A 15,738-nucleotide genomic window follows, 5' to 3' on the forward strand; every position below is an offset into this window, starting at 1 on the left:
AAATTATCAAAATTCATTAACTTTGGTAAGCATAATTTTTAAACTATTCGTATTATAAATAATACGAATAAAAAATCAGTAAAACATCTGCCATTTAATTGAATGACTAATATTTTATGAAAGTAGAACAAATTTATACAGGTTGCCTGGCTCAAGGTGCATATTATATAGAATCTGAAGGTGAAGTTGCCATTATAGACCCTTTGCGCGAAACACAACAATACGTAGATAAAGCTGAACACGAAAATGCCAAAATTAAATATATTTTTGAGACACATTTTCATGCTGATTTTGTATCAGGCCATATTGATTTAGCTAAAAAAACAGGTGCAACTATCATTTTTGGTCCAAATGCAGAAACAGATTATGAAGCGTATATTGCCAAAGACAATGAAGTTTTTAAACTTGGAAATATCAGCATAAAGGTATTGCACACACCTGGCCATACTTTGGAATCCGCTACCTATCTTTTAATAGATAAAAAAGGTAAAGAACATGCTATATTTTCTGGAGACACGTTGTTTTTAGGAGACGTAGGCAGACCCGATTTGGCAATTAAGTCAGACCTAACTAAAGAAGATTTAGCGGGCATGCTTTACGAATCACTTCGAAATAAAATCATGCCTCTACCAGATGATGTAATTGTTTATCCAGCTCATGGAGCTGGCTCTGCCTGTGGTAAAAACTTAAGTAAAGAAACGGTTGGTTTGTTAGGCGAACAAAAGAAAACCAATTATGCGCTCCGTGTTAACATGTCTAAAGATGAATTTATAAGAGACGTTTTAAAAGACATTCCACCCCCACCACAATATTTTGCAGAAAATGCCAAAATGAATAAACGGGGTTATACTAATTTTGAAACCGTTTTAAAAAAAGGAGATACGCCTTATGGTCCAGAAGAATTTGAAAAAATTGCCAATTATGAAAATGCTTTGATTTTAGATGTTAGAGATGAACAAGAATTTTTGAAGGCTCATATCCCTAACTCTATTTTCATAGGTATAAATGGTAGCTTTGCGCCATGGGTAGGGGCTTTAATAACAGACCTAAAGCAGCCTATTCTATTAGTCACACCCCAAGGAAAAGAAAAAGAAACTGTTACCCGGTTATCACGTGTGGGCTATGACAATACGTTAGGATATTTAAAAGATGGTATAACCGCTTGGAAACAAGCAGGTAAAGATCTTGATAGCATTAAATCTATTTCTGTTGATACTTTTTCAAATCATTTTGAAAATGAAAATATTCATGTTTTAGATGTTAGAAAAGATGGTGAATACAAATCGGAACACCTTAAAGGAGATAATGTACAGCATTTCCCTTTAGATTTTATTAATAAAAACATGTCTAAGATAGACAAAAATAAAACCTACTATATTTATTGTGCTGGAGGCTATAGAAGTGCTATTGCATCCTCCATTTTAAAAGCCAGAGGGTTTAATAATTTAGTAGATATTATTGGTGGATTTGGAGCTATTAAAAAGACTAATTTACCTAAAACCAATTTTGTTTGTCCTACATCACTTTAATCATTACTGTTTTTTAGTAGCCAAAGAAATTGTAATAACACCTACTATTTAAACTATCACTTTAGAGTTGTAAATTTACCTAAAATGACTTTAGCTAAATTTTTATGAGAAAAACTCAATAAAAAAACCTGACAAATATTGGGACTGAGTGTAGTCAAAGTCCAGATTTGTCAGGTTTAAAATTTAAAATATTCTTTAAACGATTTCGGCACTTAAACCTGCTTCCAATAACATAGAACAACGCGGTTTTAAATCGTCATACAATCCTGTTTTAACGGTACATTTCCCTTTATAATGTACTAAAATAGCACATTGCTCAGCTTGTTCTGCTCCATGATCGCATGCATACATAAGTGTTTCAATAACGTGATCAAAGGTATTTACATCGTCATTATGCAAAACAATTTCGTTTTGAGTTAACACTTCTTCTTCAAGTAATACTTCTTCTGATGTTTTTTCTTTAGTACTCATGTTTTTAATAATCTTAGAGATAAAATATATACTAATTTATAAATTTTAGAGCAACCCAATGGTTTCTTTCAAATTTTTCTTCAAATTTTAACAAATATTTTTCACATGCTTCTTGTATGATTGGTATATCATCATTATAAAATCCACTCAAAAATAACACAGCATTCTCATTTAAACAAGATACATAAGTTTCCATATCTTGTAATAAAATATTACGATTTATATTAGCTATAATTATGTCATATTTGTTTTTTAAAGCAGATGCATCTCCTTCTATAACTGTTATACGTTCACAATTATTTCGTTCCACATTTTCAATACTATTTAAATAACACCAATTATCATAATCTACCGCATCAATAGATTTAGCGCCTTTCATTTCGGCTAAAATAGCTAAAACACCTGTGCCGCAGCCCATATCTAACACCGATTTGTTTTTAAAATCATTTTTTAAAATATGTTGAATCATCATGTGAGTAGTTTCATGGTGTCCAGTACCAAAACTCATTTTGGGTTCAATAATTATATCAAATGCAGTATCAAATTTTTTATGAAATGGTGCTCTAACAGCACAAATATCATCTACCACAATAGGGTTAAAATTCTTTTCCCATTCTGCATTCCAATTGGTTTGTTCAATTTCTTCGAGGCTATAAGAAACCTCAAACTCATCTGAACTTAATATCTGAATATCATCAAGAATATCTTCACGCCATTCTTCTTTTTGAATATACGCTATCGTACCTTCTTCCGTTTCAACAAAACTTTCAAAACCTGCATACCCTAATTCAGCAATTAAAATTTCAACTGCTGGTTGCAAAGGATGTACCTTAAATGTATAACCAATATATATTTCAGACATATTTTTTTTGCAAATTTACAAATCATTAATTTAGTTACTATTACTTTTGTTTCAAATTAAACTTATTATGAATAAATATATTATTGCCATTCTATTCTTGATGTTATATCAAACAATAAAATCTCAAGAAACTAACGATATAAAGTTATCTGCCCTACCATATTACAATTTTGGTAAAGGATTAGGTATTACTTCTCCTGATAGTATTTTTAAATTGAATATTCGCTTTAGAATGCAAAATCGTTTTACTTACTTAAATAATGACAATGAAGAAAATGGCTATGAAGCTATGATTAGACGTTTGCGTTTGCGTTTTGACGGTTATGTAGGTGATCCACAAATAATTTATGTCATTCAATTATCATTCTCCCCAAATGATGTAGGCGCGATAGAAGATGGAGATAATCTAAATATTATTAGAGATGCTATTGTTTTTTACAGACCAAATGAGCATTGGAATATTGGTTTTGGACAAACAAAACTACCAGGAAATAGGCAACGTATAAATTCATCTGGAGGTTTGCAGCTTACAGATCGATCTATCAATAATTCAAGTTTTAATATTGATAGAGATTTTGGATTACAAATATATTATTTAAATGAATTTGAAAACAAATTTTCATATAATATAAAAACCGCGGTTAGTACTGGAGAAGGCAGAAACTGGACCAAAGAACCCGATAATGGATTAGCTTATACAGGCCGACTAGAGCTTTTTCCTTTTGGTGCGTTTCAAAATAATGGGACCTTGTTTGAAGGGGATATAAAACGTGAACCAAAACCTAAACTAATGCTTTCTGGTGTTTATCATTACAATAATAAAGCTCGAAGAACTCGTGGAACTATTGGTGATGAATTGTTTGAAAAACGCGATATTCAGTCTTTATTACTTGATGCTATTTTAAAATACAATGGTTGGGCCTTTCAAACGGCTTATATGAATAGACTTTCTGATAACCCTATAACTATAAATCCAGATGATTCCACTGAGTCTAAATATGTGTTTACTGGTAGTGGTTTTGATGCACAATTGAGTTATATTTTTGAAAACAATTATGAGTTAGTTGGACGCTATTCTTACCAAGAACCTCATGAAAATATTGAAATACTCACACCCCAAACCAATCAGTATAGCCTTGGCGTCACTAAATATATCTGGGAACACTCATTAAAATTACAAGCCGAAATTACAAATAGTGAATTAAACTATTTTGATTCAAGCAAAGCCAACAATTGGTATTTACGGTTTCAAGTAGAAATAGGTATTTAAAAAAGTATCTTCTCAAGATCTATTGATAAATATCAATCTTAAAAAAAGGGTATTCTTTAAAACTTTAACATGTAAAGAATACCCTTTTTAAGAATATTATTAAAATGGCTGCTATTACTTAAAATGCATTAACTATTGCAAAAAAGTCGTCAGCATTAAGTGCTGCTCCGCCAATTAAACCGCCATCTACATCTGGTTTAGAAAAAATCTCTTGAGCATTTGCTGGTTTTACACTTCCTCCATAAAGTATGGATACATCTTCTGCAACAATATCTCCATATTTACTGTCTAAAGTTTTTCTTATAAATGCATGCATGTCTTGTGCTTGCTCTGGACTTGCAGTTTCACCTGTACCAATTGCCCAAACTGGCTCATAAGCCAATACAATATTTTGAAATGCCGCAGCATCTAAATGAAACAAAGCATTTTTTATTTGGCTTTCAACCACATTTTCATGATTTCCTGATTTTCTATCAGCTAAAACCTCTCCAAAACAAAAAATAACACGCATACCTTTTGCTAAAGCTGTATCTACTTTTTTAGCTAATAATTCATCTGTTTCATTAAAATATTCACGACGCTCACTATGACCTAAAATAACTGTATTTATCCCAATGCTTTTTAGCATTCCTCCACTGATTTCTCCTGTAAAAGCACCATTATCTGCAAAGTGCATATTTTGAGCAATAACTTCTATCGCATTATCTTTTAGAGTCTGATAAGCTTGCCATAAATTAGTAAATGTTGGAGCTATCATAACTTCTGCATTGGATGTATTTGTTTGTTTCTTCAAACTTGTAATCAATGTTTCAGTTTGAGCTAAATCATTGTTCATTTTCCAATTACCTGCTACTATTTTTTTTCTCATCTTTAAGACACCCTTTTTAAATCAAGGGATTTTATTAATATTTATAAAATTTCTATAATTCGTTTATCATCGGCCTCTACAGCTCTAAACAATTTAATATTACCTGTAGCATCAACCACCATATATCTTGGAATCCAATCTATATTTACAAAATCTCCAAAGGCACTGTCTTTTCCAGATGGCAAATAGTAATGTTCTCCACGAACATCATATTTTTCTATACCTTTTTTCCATGCCTCTACACCTCTATCCAACGACAAAAAAATATACACCGCATCCTTATGGTCTTTTTGTAACACCTTTACTTTTGGCATCCCTTTAATGCAATCACCACACCAGGACGCCCAAATGTCAATAACAATTGTTTTTTCTTTATGTTTAGCTAAAATATTTTTGAATGCTACAGCATTCCCTTCTAAATCTAAAAAGGTATCGTTTAACGCTTCTACCGAAAATTTAGTAGGCACTTCTTTATTACAGTTAAATACTGTAATGAGAATTAATATGAAGTATGTAATTTTTTTCATTTTTTTGAAATTTGCTTTGTAAGATTTCCACTTTTTTTGGAAATAACAAATTTACTCAAGTTTTACTTTAGGGTCTAACCAAACATAAATTATATCTACAAAAATATTAATAATTATAAAGAGTAGTGCAATAATCAGTACCGACCCCATAATTACAGGTAAATCCAAAGTGTTTAACGCATTAACAATTTCTTTTCCTAATCCATTCCATCCAAAAATATATTCCACAAAAACAGCTCCGGCTAACATAGAAGCAAACCAACCAGAAATAGCAGTTACAACAGGATTTAATGCATTTTTAAGAGCGTGCTTTTTTATAATTTGAAACTCACTTAACCCCTTAGCTCTTGCTGTACGGATATAATCCTGATTAAAAACTTCCAGTAAACTATTTCTCATTAACTGAATAACCACTGCTAGTGGACGTATACCTAAAACAATAGCTGGTAATATGAGGTTTTTCCATTTAATGTGCATGGCTTCTCCAAAGTCGTCTAACTCATACAAACTCCCTGTCATTTCTAAATGTGTGTAATTGTGCAATACATAGCCAAAAAACCAAGCAAATAAAATAGCACTAAAAAAGGATGGCACACTCATACCCAAAGTGCTGAAAATTTGGATGGTTTTATCCAACCATTTGTCTTTATTCAAAGCAGAAACAATACCTAATAAAACCCCTGAAATCATAGCAATAACAATTGCCGTTATGGCTAACACAAAAGTATTAGGAAGCGTTTCGCTTAAAACTTGACTGACTTTTTTACCTTGTTTTGTGAAGGATTCCCGTAAATATGGAAATTTTAAAACAACTGTTGTATTTTTTATGGTAAACAATCTAATTGCTACATATTTACCTGCTCTTAAATAAGTGTAATCTTCTGCTTGATTTGAATGAAACGAAATAGGTAACAAATCATTTAAATAATAAAAATACTGTGTACTAATTGGTTTATCAAAACCATATTTTTGTTTCACAGTTGCTAACTGAGCACTATCTTCATTTTGCCCCAACATCATTTGAGCAGGGTCTCCAGGAAGTACGTTAAATAAAAAAAAAATAACCGTTACCACTCCAAATAATGTGAGCAGCGCGTAAAAAATTTTATTTAAAAGGTAGCTTATCAGTTGTAGCGTGTTTGTGTTTGTTTATAAATGCTTATTCTTTAAGTGTCACTTCAATCATTCCTGTATAAGAAGTATTATTTTGAATATTTAACTCTTTTAATTGAATTGCATCTTTAATAACATTAATACTTTCAATTTTTGCATTGTCTAACCTTTCTACTTCTTCCTTAGTTGAAGGTTTTCCATTAATATAATAGGCTATAATTTCTTTTACCTCTTTTGGTTCTGGTGCTCTTTCTACTTTTGGTAATTTCAAATTATCCATGTCATTCCAATGAACTTTTTGCTTCACAGTACCGTTATCTAATTCTAAAATTCCTGGATTGGACCGCACAATTGTTTTAAGAGCTTTTTCATCACATAAATACCATTCAAAACTTAAATTATAAGCGTCTTTAATTCGTTGTTTAGTATCTGCCCCCGAAGCACTCAATCCTATTATTTTATACCCATTATTAATTGCCTCATCTTGAAGTGTTTTTAATTTTAATGCACCATCTCTTTCCATGGTTTCCAAGCTATAAGCTACAACAACTATTAAATTTTCTTGAGCTAAAAAATAATCAGTTAGATTTTCATCTTGACTTTCTATTGAAAAATCTACAACGGGAGGTTGATATCCTTCTTTAATAACTTTTGTGTCTACACTTATAAAATCACCTTTAACATCTGGGTAAGAACCGTTTGTGGCAATGGTCTGTTCTTCACCATTTACATTAAATGTCCAATAATATTCCACAATTGGTTTTTGGGCATTTTCAGGAATACTCATACCTTCTTGAATATTTGCTCCAATTTTATAGGCTCTAAAATCAATAGCTGGTAAATGCATTAGCACATGATACCCAAACCATAAACTAATTATAAAACTTAATAAAGCTAAAATAGTAGTGGGTAATTTTCCAAAAAGTGGTTTTATATGCTTGAGTCCAAAAAATAAAATTATAATAAAGAAAAGTAAAACTACATCTTTTGTAAAGCTTTGCCAAGGAGTTAATTTTAGTGCATCTCCAAAGCAACCGCAATCTTTTACTTTATCAAAATATGCTGAATAAAATGTTAAAAATGTAAAAAACACTATCATTAAAATTAAACTCCAAATAGTAAATTTTGGTTTATACCCAATGAGTAAAAACACACCTAAAACAACTTCAAACACCACCACAAAAACTGAAATTAATAGCGCATAATTATCTAAATAAGGCATATTTAAAACATCCGGACTAAAATATTCTTGTAGTTTATAAGAAAACCCTAAAGGGTCATTAAGTTTTATAAATCCTGAAATGATGAATAAAACACCGACAAATATCCTGCTAAATTGGACTATTATTTTCATATATTTTTTTTTAAAGACCTATCGAGCTTAGCCCATTACTTACCAACAAAAAACATATCGTTTCAGTAATATTAAAGGTTAAAATTTGTTACTAATTATTTTTCATTTAAATGAATTAAAGCAAAAATGGCGTAATTAATCATGTCTTGATAATTAGCATCTATCCCTTCACTCACTAATGTTTTTCCTTTGTTATCTTCAATTTGTTTGACACGTAGTAGTTTTTGTAAAATTAAATCGGTTAAACTACTCACCCTCATATCTCGCCAAGCCTCACCATAATCATGGTTTTTATCCTCCATGAGCTTTTTAGTTATGGCTATATGTTTTTCATACAATTCTGTGGCTTTTTCAGTAGTCAGATCTGGCTGTTCAACAACACCCTTTTCCAATTGAATAAGAGCCATAATACAATAATTAATAATACCTATAAATTCGCTTACTTCACCTTCATCAACCTTTCTTACATCATTCTGTTGCAAACCTCTAATGCGTTGTGCTTTAATAAAAATTTGATCTGTTAAAGATGGCAACCTAAGTATTCTCCATGCGCTACCATAATCACTCATTTTTTTTACAAATAAACTTTTACAGGTATCTATTACGGCATCATATTGTTTTGAAGTATCTTGCATGAATAAATTGAATTTTGTGTAAATTTCGCTTAAAAAGTTCAAAGTTCAAAGCTCCAAGTTCAATGTTTTAGATTGTAGGCTTAAATTTAAAATTATGTTGATACCTTTGGGCATTAAATCCAGAATTAGAAATTAAAAAATGACCATTAATTGTAAAGGACAACTTATAGATGTATCATCTCCAAAAGTGATGGGAATTTTGAATATCACTCCCGATTCATTTTACGATGGAGGTAAACACAAAGAAGAAAAAGACGTGCTAACCCATGTAGAACGCATGCTGAAAGAAGGTGCTACCTTTATTGATATAGGCGCCTATAGCTCACGCCCAAATGCTAATACTGTTACTGAAACGGACGAATTAAAACGAATTATTCCTTTTATAAATCTAATTTTAAATGAATTTCCTGAAACACTACTTTCTGTTGATACGTTTAGAAGTGAGGTTGCAAAACAATGTATTGAAGCTGGAGCATGTATGATTAATGATATTTCGGCTGGAAAATTAGATAATAATATGCTTCAAATCATTGCAAATTTACATGTACCATATATTATGATGCATATGCGAGGCACTCCAAAAACCATGCAACAGCAAACACATTACGATGACCTATTGAAAGATATTTTATTTTATTTCTCTGAAAGAATTGCCGCTGCCAAAGCACTCGGCATTATCGATATTATTGTGGACCCTGGTTTTGGATTTGCAAAAACCTTAGAACAGAATTATGAGTTATTAAATAAGCTTGAACTTTTTAAAATGATTGAAAAACCAATACTTGTTGGAGTTTCAAGAAAATCAATGATTTATAAAACCTTAGATACTTCTGCTGCAGAAGCCTTAAATGGCACTTCTGTTTTAAACACGGTGGCCCTTCAAAAAGGCACTTCTATTTTACGCGTACATGATGTTAAAGAGGCTGTAGAATGTATAGAACTGATAAAATTATTGGATAGTTAATCATTATAATTTATGAAAAATTTACTCCCATTTATATTAGTCTGTTTGTTTTTGTCTTGTGAAAATGAAAAAATCATTCAATTACCTGAAATAACACACTCAGACATTACAGAAATACATGATGTTTCACCTGCCTATTTATTTTATGATAAAACACAAATTGATAGTATTGAACTGAATAGAAAAAACTTAATAGTAACCACCCATTGGTTAGTGAATGTAGATAAACGTTTAACTTTAAAACAAGCCATACCACATATAAAATTTCTACAAGACAAAAAGGCAAATTCAAGTCATAAAAATGAAAGTGCTAAAAACTATTTTACTTGTAATGATTTAAGTAGAAAAAATTTAGGATTTATTGAATTTACAAATGTAATTTATGAAACAGAAGGAAGAGAAATAGAAGCGGAAAATAATTATAATGTTGTTGTCATTAATTTGAATGATATTAAAATCTCCACATTAAACAGCTCTTATTATAAAACAGACATCACTAATTTCGCAAATTCGCTTAGAAAAACGATTTCTAAAAATGAAGAAAACGGTAGGATTAGTTTATCATTCAACAATAAATTATCATTTCAAAATTACATTACCTTTAAATCAATACTATTACAATTGGATTTAGAAAATAATACTATTTCAAATAACGAATTTATTTTTAATTAACCTTTTTTACTAAATTTACCAAAACCCAAATATCTTGGAAATTTTTAATGATCTTTTAAAATTTAAAATTGTAGACATCATAGACGTTATCTTGGTGGCTCTATTACTTTATTACATTTACAAATTAGTAAAAGGTACGGTGGCTATCAATATTTTTATAGGTATCATCATTATTTATGGTGTTTGGCAACTTACCGATTTCCTTGAAATGTATATGTTGCATAACATTTTTGATGGCTTTATAAAAGTAGGTATCATTGCTTTAATTGTTGTTTTCCAACCTGAAATTCGTAAGTTTTTACTAATGGTTGGCTCCACCAATTTTAGTAGAGGTGGTGGTAAGTTTTTCAAACATTTTAAATTCCTAAAAACAGAAACCAGCGATGAAACTAAGGTTGAAATTATTATTTCTGCCTGTAATAAAATGTCTGCATCTAATACAGGAGCACTTATCGTTTTTGAAAAAAATAACAACTTAGATTTTTTGACTTCTACAGGTGATGAAATGAACATAACCGTTACACAACCAATCATTGAAAGTATTTTTTTTAAAAATAGCCCATTGCATGATGGAGCTATCATTGTTAAAAATAACATTGTTAAAGCAACTCGAGTAATATTACCTCTTAACAACGAAAAAAATATTCCTAAACGATTTGGATTACGACACAGAGCCGCAATTGGTGTTACTGAAAAAACAGATGCACTTGCTTTGGTTGTAAGTGAAGAAACAGGTCATATTTCTTATTTTAAAGACGGTGAATTTATTGTTTTTGATAATACCACCGAATTAACTGAACTGATAAAAAAAGATTTAGTTTAAGCTACTTCTTCCTTTACAAACTGAACCTCATATAAGTTTTTATAATATCCGTTTTCTATTTTAAGAAGCTGTTCATGCGTACCTTGCTCCATTATTTCGCCCGCTTCCATTACAATAATTCTGTCTGCTTTTTTAATGGTAGCTAATCGATGCGCAATGACAATAGACGTTCGGCCTTTAGTAATTTTATCGGTTGCGTTTTGAATTAGCTGTTCTGAATAAGAATCTACTGAAGAAGTTGCTTCATCTAACACCAAAATACTTGGATTGGTAACATAAGCCCTTAAAAACGAAATTAATTGTCGCTGACCTGAAGAAAGCATTACACCACGTTCTTTCACATTATAATGATAGGCATTTGGTAAGCTAGAAATAAAATCATGAATACCTATATCTTTGGCAGCTTGCACTACAACGTCTTCTGTAATATCTGGATTATTTAAAGTAATATTATTCAAAATAGTATCAGCAAACAAAAATACATCTTGTAAAACTACTGCAATTTGGGTTCGCAATGAAGCCAAGGTCACTTCTTTAATATTAACATTATCAATAGCAATGGTGCCACTTTTAATTTCATAAAAACGACTTAACAAATTAATAATGGTAGACTTCCCTGCGCCAGTAGCACCAACAATTGCTACCGTTTCACCTGCATTTACCTTAAATGAAATACCTTTTAAAACGGTTTCTTCTTCTATGTAATTAAAAAATACCTTATCAAATTCTATAGTTCCATTAAAATTTTCGGCAACTAAAGTCCCAGTATCATCAATCTGAGACGTTGTATCAATGACTTTAAATACTCTATTAGCAGCTACCATTCCCATTTGGAGGGCATTAAACTTATCGGCTATTTGACGCAATGGTCTGAATAGTTTAGGAATTAACATTATAAATGCTGTTAAAATCCCTAAAGAAACTGTGCCTTCTAATACCACATTTAATCCGCCATACCAAGCTACTAAACCAATAGTTATTGATGCAGAAAGCTCAGCAATAGGAAAAAATATAGAATTGTACCAAATGGTTTTTAACCAGCCATTTTTATGTCGCTCATTAATAAGCTTAAACTTCTCATATTCAACATTCTCTCTTACAAATAATTGCAATATTTTCATACCCGTAATACGCTCTTGCACAAAAGAATTTAAATTAGAAATTTCGGTGCGCACTTCTTCAAACGCCTTTTTCATATACTTCTGAAAAACGGATGTGGCATACATAACTAAGGGCAGCATTAAAAAAACAATGACACTCAATTCCCAACTTTTATAAATCATGAATCCGGAAACCACTACCATAGTAAGCAAATCGCGAAAAATCATAAAAAGTCCTTCACTAAAAATATCTGCAATCCGTTCCATATCAGTAACAGCACGAGTTATAAGTACGCCAACTGACGAATTATCATAATACTTCATTTTAAAACGAAGCAAATGATTAAACAATTTTACACGAATATCCTTAACAACTGTCTGCCCTAACCAACCTGAATAAAAAATAAACAACAATTGCATGATAAACTCCAAAAACAAAAGGCCTACCATTACAAGGATGTAGTTTAAAAACCCCTCCTCCATTTTATTGGTTAAATTTTCATCAAATGCACGTTGTAAAAGTTCTGGTGTTGCAATGGATAAAATAGCAATGGCAATAACAGCTATAAATACAAAAGAAAACACCATTTTGTAAGGCTTCATAAACTTAAAAAGCCTCATGAACAAACGAATATCAAAAATATTTTCTTTACTCTTTATCATCTACAATTTTATATCATTTGGGTAAGCAACTTCAGTTAAATACAAAGCATGTGCTGGTACCGAAAACCCAGCTTCACTCCTATTTTTAGACTGTATTATAGTGTGTAAATCATCAATCTTAATTTTTCTTTGCCCAATATGAATCATGGTTCCTACAATAGCTCGCACCATATTTCGTAAAAACCTATCGGCTTGTATTACAAACTGAAGTTCGTCATTTTTAAAACTCCACTCCGCTTTCATAATTGTACAATTGTATGTTTTTACATCGGTTTTAACTTTAGAAAAGCATTGAAAATCTTTATATTCAAATAGAATTTTAGTAGCCTTTTTCATCGCTTCTATATCCAAATCTTGTTTAATATAATAAGCACCGTCAAATGTAAAAACATTTTTCTTTAAACTTACACGATATAGATATGTTCTACTTAATGCATTAAAACGTGCATGGGCTTTATCTTTTACCTTAAAAATAGTGTGAATAGCCACATCCTTAGGTAAATATAAATTTAGCTTATAGGTGATTTCAGCTTCATCAAAAACAACATGGGTATCAAAGTGTGCAAACATTTGCGAAGCATGTACTCCTGCATCCGTTCTACCGGCTCCCATTATGGGTGTTTTTTCCTTTAAAAGCACAGATAACGATTTTTCTATAACTTCCTGTACGGTTATGGCATTTGGCTGGAACTGCCAACCGTGGTAAGCACTACCATTATAAGAGAGTTCTATAAAATATCGCAAATTATTTTTTTACTTTTAGTGAAGTTACAAAGATAGATAGTTTTGTTCATTCATGAGAGGCTATGAATCTTAATAATGTATTAAAATGTTACTTGAAGTAATTCTTTTTCTTGTGAATATTATTGAAATCTGTAAACGTTTCTTAATATTTATATAAAAAGAACAATAAGATTAATAAAAAATCATTGATTACACGCAAACCCTACACTGTTTTTTTTCCAATATACCGTATTACGTTTGCTAAGCCATTATGCAAATCTCCTTCTTCTAACTCTACTTCCGTTTGCTCTAAAAGAATGGTTTCAAAGTTATTAAATGTTGTTTGAATTTCTTCTATGGTAAAAAGTAAATTTATATCACTCGGCCCTCCTATTTTTGGGTTTTTTTCACGATAGTATAAATTCTCAGTACTAAAACCTTCTAAAATTAAATAACCATTTGGTTTTACTAAAGCTGCAAGTTGTGTATTTAATTCTTTTTTATTTTGAGGGAAATGGGCATAAATTAAAGCCAAAGCATCAAAACTATTTGGCTCAAATTTTAGTTGATGCAACTCACCTACTTTATAATCTATTTTTACATTTGCTGCATTGGCTAATTTCTGCGCCTTATTTTTTCCTTCAACACTTATATCAAATGCAATAACACTAAGACCTTTTTTAGATGCGTAAACAGCATTTCTTCCTTCTCCCTCTGCTGGTAATAATATATCCCCTTTCAGATTTAATTTTTCAATGGTTTCTTTGAAAAATTTATTAGGTTCCGTTCCGTACACAAATTCTTCTTTCTTATATCTATTATTCCAAAATTCTTCCATCATATTTTTCTTAAACAACCTATCGCTTTTCAAAATTTAGTGCTAAACGAAGTTCGTGATTTTAAAACATAAAGCCAAACAAAATTCTTCATCTATTATAAATTAAGAAATTAAACAATTATCTATAACTTTACCAACTACATTTCAGTTATAAGTATAATTAACTCTTCTTAAATAATAATACAAACATCAATATTAATTCAGCTTTCATGGTAAAAATATTACTTCTTTCAGATACGCACAGTTATATAGATAACGACATTTTAAAATATGTAAAACAAGCCGATGAAGTTTGGCATGCAGGTGATATTGGTGACATAAAAGTAACGGATACAATAAAAAAACTAAAACCTCTTAAAGCTGTTTACGGAAATATTGACAATACAGATATACGCAAAGAGTTCCCTGAAAACAATCGATTTATGTGTGAAGATGTGGATGTTTGGATAACACATATTGGTGGTTACCCTAAAGCATATAATATCCGAGTTCGAGATGACATTAGAGCAAATCCTCCTCGGCTATTTATTGCTGGTCATTCTCATATTTTAAAAGTCATGCCTGATAAAAAACTGAATTTACTACACATGAACCCTGGTGCCATTGGCAAACATGGTTTTCATAAAACACGAACCATGTTACGTTTTACTATCGATAGAAGTAAAATTGACAATTTAGAAGTAATAGAATTTCCAAAGTAGTCTATGGAAGCTTACTTTATGTTAATGTTTTCAGAAATACTAGCATTTATTGGCTATGATTGTGGCAATCAAATGATAAATTGTAGTTTTGTGTCGATTTAAAAACAAAAAAATCAATATTTATGAGTCAAGTAAAAGAGAATGATACCGTAAGAGTTCATTACACAGGAAAATTAAGTAATGGTCAAATTTTTGACAGTTCATTGGAAAGAGAGCCATTAGAAGTTACTTTGGGGCAAGGCATGCTTATTCCTGGTTTTGAAAAAGGTATTGTAGAAATGAAAGTAAACGAGAAAAAAACCATTAATATTCCTGTTGCAGAAGCTTATGGCGAAGCGCAAAAAGAATTATTTTACGAAGTAAAAAAAGAGCAATTACCACAAGACATGGCACCAGAAGTAGGTATGGGATTAGCTTCAAAAAACCCAGATGGTACTGAAGTACAATTTCGCGTAGCTGAAGTTCATGATGATTTTATTATTGTGGATGCAAACCACCCGCTTGCAGGACAAGATTTAACTTTTGATTTAGAACTTATTGAAATTAAGTAAAGAATCATCCCTTCTTAAACACTTTCGGTCAGAAGAAAGTTTATTAAGAATTAGATTTTATATTTCTTCCTACA

Annotated in this window: 17 protein-coding genes; 7 read left to right on the forward strand and 10 right to left on the reverse strand. The window is 30.9% G+C overall.

Annotated features, from left to right (window positions below; all coding sequences use genetic code 11):
* Nucleotides 1-116 precede the first annotated feature (116 nt).
* Nucleotides 117-1,529, forward strand: a complete 1,413-nt coding sequence (locus APS56_RS04925) for an MBL fold metallo-hydrolase (RefSeq protein ID WP_054725446.1) — start codon at nt 117-119, stop codon at nt 1,527-1,529.
* Nucleotides 1,530-1,724: 195 nt separating this feature from the next.
* Here APS56_RS04925 and APS56_RS04930 read toward each other — a convergent pair whose 3' ends face one another.
* Together APS56_RS04930 and prmA are read right to left on the reverse strand one after the other, a co-directional pair.
* Nucleotides 1,725-2,000, reverse strand: coding sequence for an ATP-dependent Clp protease adaptor ClpS (locus APS56_RS04930; RefSeq protein WP_054725449.1), 276 nt, complete (start codon nt 1,998-2,000; stop codon nt 1,725-1,727).
* A gap of 31 nt (nt 2,001-2,031) precedes the next feature.
* Nucleotides 2,032-2,862 (reverse strand): 50S ribosomal protein L11 methyltransferase, encoded by an 831-nt coding sequence (prmA, locus tag APS56_RS04935; RefSeq protein ID WP_054725452.1) that lies wholly within the window; start codon nt 2,860-2,862, stop codon nt 2,032-2,034.
* Nucleotides 2,863-2,929: 67 nt separating this feature from the next.
* On the opposite strand from prmA, the gene APS56_RS04940 reads away from it, so the two are divergent.
* A complete protein-coding gene (locus tag APS56_RS04940; protein ID WP_054725455.1) occupies nt 2,930-4,132 on the forward strand; it encodes a porin in 1,203 nt (400 codons plus the stop codon).
* Between the two features lie 118 nt (nt 4,133-4,250).
* On the opposite strand, the gene tpiA is transcribed toward APS56_RS04940, so the two are convergent.
* From tpiA to APS56_RS04965, 5 genes are all read right to left on the reverse strand, one after another.
* Nucleotides 4,251-5,000 (reverse strand): triose-phosphate isomerase, encoded by a 750-nt coding sequence (gene tpiA, locus APS56_RS04945; RefSeq protein WP_054725458.1) that lies wholly within the window; start codon nt 4,998-5,000, stop codon nt 4,251-4,253.
* 41 nt (nt 5,001-5,041) lie between these two features.
* Nucleotides 5,042-5,527, reverse strand: coding sequence for a TlpA family protein disulfide reductase (locus APS56_RS04950; protein WP_054725460.1), 486 nt, complete (start codon nt 5,525-5,527; stop codon nt 5,042-5,044).
* A 51-nt stretch (nt 5,528-5,578) separates the two neighbouring features.
* A complete protein-coding gene (locus tag APS56_RS04955) occupies nt 5,579-6,655 on the reverse strand; it encodes an ABC transporter permease (protein WP_054725462.1) in 1,077 nt (358 codons plus the stop codon).
* A 31-nt stretch (nt 6,656-6,686) separates the two neighbouring features.
* Nucleotides 6,687-7,994 carry a BT_3928 family protein gene (locus tag APS56_RS04960; protein ID WP_054725463.1) on the reverse strand — a complete coding sequence of 436 codons (1,308 nt, stop codon included), beginning with the start codon at nt 7,992-7,994 and terminating at the stop codon, nt 6,687-6,689.
* Nucleotides 7,995-8,089: 95 nt separating this feature from the next.
* Entirely contained in the window at nt 8,090-8,629 is a 540-nt protein-coding gene (locus tag APS56_RS04965) for a DUF1599 domain-containing protein (RefSeq protein ID WP_054725466.1), read from the reverse strand.
* Nucleotides 8,630-8,768: 139 nt separating this feature from the next.
* Here APS56_RS04965 and folP point away from each other — a divergent pair, with 139 nt between their 5' ends.
* The 3 genes from folP to APS56_RS04980 are packed head-to-tail and all read left to right on the forward strand — an operon-like array spanning nt 8,769 to nt 11,088.
* The gene (folP, locus tag APS56_RS04970) at nt 8,769-9,593 is read left to right on the forward strand and encodes a dihydropteroate synthase (protein ID WP_054725469.1); all 825 of its coding nucleotides are present in this window, start codon (nt 8,769-8,771) and stop codon (nt 9,591-9,593) included.
* 12 nt (nt 9,594-9,605) lie between these two features.
* Nucleotides 9,606-10,265 (forward strand): hypothetical protein, encoded by a 660-nt coding sequence (locus APS56_RS04975; protein WP_157757608.1) that lies wholly within the window; start codon nt 9,606-9,608, stop codon nt 10,263-10,265.
* Nucleotides 10,266-10,299: 34 nt separating this feature from the next.
* Nucleotides 10,300-11,088, forward strand: a complete 789-nt coding sequence (locus APS56_RS04980; RefSeq protein WP_054725475.1) for a diadenylate cyclase — start codon at nt 10,300-10,302, stop codon at nt 11,086-11,088.
* On the opposite strand, the gene APS56_RS04985 is transcribed toward APS56_RS04980, so the two are convergent.
* The 3 genes from APS56_RS04985 to APS56_RS04995 form a co-directional block, all read right to left on the reverse strand.
* Nucleotides 11,085-12,851, reverse strand: coding sequence for an ABC transporter ATP-binding protein (locus APS56_RS04985; protein WP_054725478.1), 1,767 nt, complete (start codon nt 12,849-12,851; stop codon nt 11,085-11,087). The two genes, APS56_RS04980 and APS56_RS04985, sit on opposite strands and share 4 nt — an antisense overlap.
* Nucleotides 12,852-13,595, reverse strand: a complete 744-nt coding sequence (gene truA / locus APS56_RS04990) for a tRNA pseudouridine(38-40) synthase TruA (RefSeq protein WP_054725481.1) — start codon at nt 13,593-13,595, stop codon at nt 12,852-12,854.
* 202 nt (nt 13,596-13,797) lie between these two features.
* Nucleotides 13,798-14,445: a class I SAM-dependent methyltransferase gene (locus tag APS56_RS04995; protein WP_236778463.1), complete on the reverse strand. Its 648-nt coding sequence runs from the start codon at nt 14,443-14,445 to the stop codon at nt 13,798-13,800.
* Nucleotides 14,446-14,621: 176 nt separating this feature from the next.
* Between APS56_RS04995 and APS56_RS05000 the strand changes: the two genes are divergently transcribed.
* Both APS56_RS05000 and APS56_RS05005 read left to right on the forward strand, forming a co-directional pair.
* Nucleotides 14,622-15,113, forward strand: a complete 492-nt coding sequence (locus APS56_RS05000) for a metallophosphoesterase family protein (RefSeq protein WP_054725487.1) — start codon at nt 14,622-14,624, stop codon at nt 15,111-15,113.
* Nucleotides 15,114-15,235: 122 nt separating this feature from the next.
* The gene (locus APS56_RS05005) at nt 15,236-15,664 is read left to right on the forward strand and encodes an FKBP-type peptidyl-prolyl cis-trans isomerase (protein WP_054725490.1); all 429 of its coding nucleotides are present in this window, start codon (nt 15,236-15,238) and stop codon (nt 15,662-15,664) included.
* Nucleotides 15,665-15,738 lie beyond the last annotated feature (74 nt).

Source organism: Pseudalgibacter alginicilyticus, assembly GCF_001310225.1.
GTDB lineage: Bacteria > Bacteroidota > Bacteroidia > Flavobacteriales > Flavobacteriaceae > Pseudalgibacter > Pseudalgibacter alginicilyticus.